This is a genomic window from Streptomyces sp. NPDC002130, assembly GCF_040296465.1.
Classification (GTDB): Bacteria; Actinomycetota; Actinomycetes; order Streptomycetales; family Streptomycetaceae; genus Streptomyces.
In genome coordinates this window covers 1-1,319 of record NZ_JBEOXI010000919.1, presented here as the reverse complement: position 1 = coordinate 1,319, position 1,319 = coordinate 1, and the positions used below count along the sequence as shown (strand labels likewise).

Below are 1,319 nucleotides of genomic sequence, written 5' to 3'. Positions count from 1 at the left end.
CTTCGGTGTGCACGTGATCGTCACGACGTCGAGGTGGGCCCAAACGACGAAGCACTTCGTGTCGAACCACCCCACCATGGAGTGAATGTCCGTTATCTTCCTCGATAGTGGTTGCAATCTCGTGGCTCCACCGCGTTCCCACGCGGATGCTGTCACCACGAAAGGGAGCACACACGAAAGGGAGCACACCTGTGAATGGACTCGAAACGCCTACTCGTTTGTCCCGGACCACCGCCGCGCTCGGTGTCGGCGCGCTCGCTGCCGCGATCACCTTCGGCAGTGCAGTGGGTACTGCATCAGCCGATAGTCCAGTCGTCGACTTCGGCAGTATCTCGTTCTCGGTGACCAACGGTCCCGACAACACCATCTACGACATCAACGCAATCATCAATCTCCCGCCCGGCACACTGCCGCCAGGGATGATGAACCCTCAGATCACTGCGCCCGCCGCGCCCTCTCAACCAGTCGGAGACCCGTTTGCAGGCACCGCATTGGACTTCGTTCTGAGCTTCATTCAGGCTGCGGCCAGTTAGCCGACAACAAAAAAACGAGGCCCCAACTCAAAGGAGTTAGGGCCTCGTCTTGTGGTGGGCGAAGGGGGACTTGAACCCCCACGTCCCGAAGGACACTGGCACCTGAAGCCAGCGCGTCTGCCATTCCGCCACTCGCCCGAGCAACGCCGAAACATTATCACGACAAACTTTGAAAGTTCTATTCGTGCAGTTCAGGGCACGAATCGATGAACACCGAGCACCCAAAAGCCCAGAACCGATACCATGCTGAAACAGCGGCCAGGTACTGCCGAAGCGACATTTGACAGTACCGTGGAACCTGTACAGCAGTTTGGACGACACGCGACAAGGCGGTGCCGGCGCTACTTGCCGAGCATTTTGCCGTCGTAGATGCGAGGCGAGAGGAGGGCCCGATGGGCATCGTGCAGCGTTTCGAACGAAAGCTCCAAGGAGCTGTCGGCGACGCATTCGCGCGGGTCTTCGGTGGTGGTGTTGTGCCGCAGGAAGTAGAGGCGGCGCTCCAGCAGGAGGCACGTGACCGCGTCGAGCACCTCGGCGGCGGAATCCTTCTCGCCCCCAACAACTACGTGATCACCATCAACAACTCCGATCACGAAGAGTTGGCCGCCGATCGCGAACTGACGACAAAAGCTTTCAGCCGACACCTGCAGGATTTCATCCGCGATCAGGGTTGGCAGACGTACGGCGATATCTCGGTCACATTCGAGCCTTCGCCTACGCTCCACACCGGTCAGTCACTCACCCGCGCGCTGACACCTGAAGATTAGCGCACGACATGGGCAGTCC

At 59.5% G+C, this 1,319-nt stretch carries 2 protein-coding genes and 1 tRNA gene; 2 read left to right on the top strand and 1 reads right to left on the bottom strand.

Going from position 1 to position 1,319, the window contains the following annotated elements; translation table 11 throughout:
• The first annotated feature begins 191 nt into the window (after positions 1-191).
• Positions 192-533 carry a hypothetical protein gene (locus ABT116_RS46975; protein ID WP_351647474.1) on the top strand — a complete coding sequence of 114 codons (342 nt, stop codon included), beginning with the start codon at positions 192-194 and terminating at the stop codon, positions 531-533.
• Positions 534-585: 52 nt separating this feature from the next.
• Here ABT116_RS46975 and ABT116_RS46970 read toward each other — a convergent pair.
• Positions 586-671: transfer RNA gene (locus tag ABT116_RS46970), tRNA-Leu, on the bottom strand.
• A 254-nt stretch (positions 672-925) separates the two neighbouring features.
• On the opposite strand from ABT116_RS46970, the gene ABT116_RS46965 reads away from it, so the two are divergent.
• The gene (locus ABT116_RS46965; protein WP_351647472.1) at positions 926-1,300 is read left to right on the top strand and encodes a DUF3662 domain-containing protein; all 375 of its coding nucleotides are present in this window, start codon (positions 926-928) and stop codon (positions 1,298-1,300) included.
• The last annotated feature ends 19 nt before the right edge of the window (positions 1,301-1,319 follow it).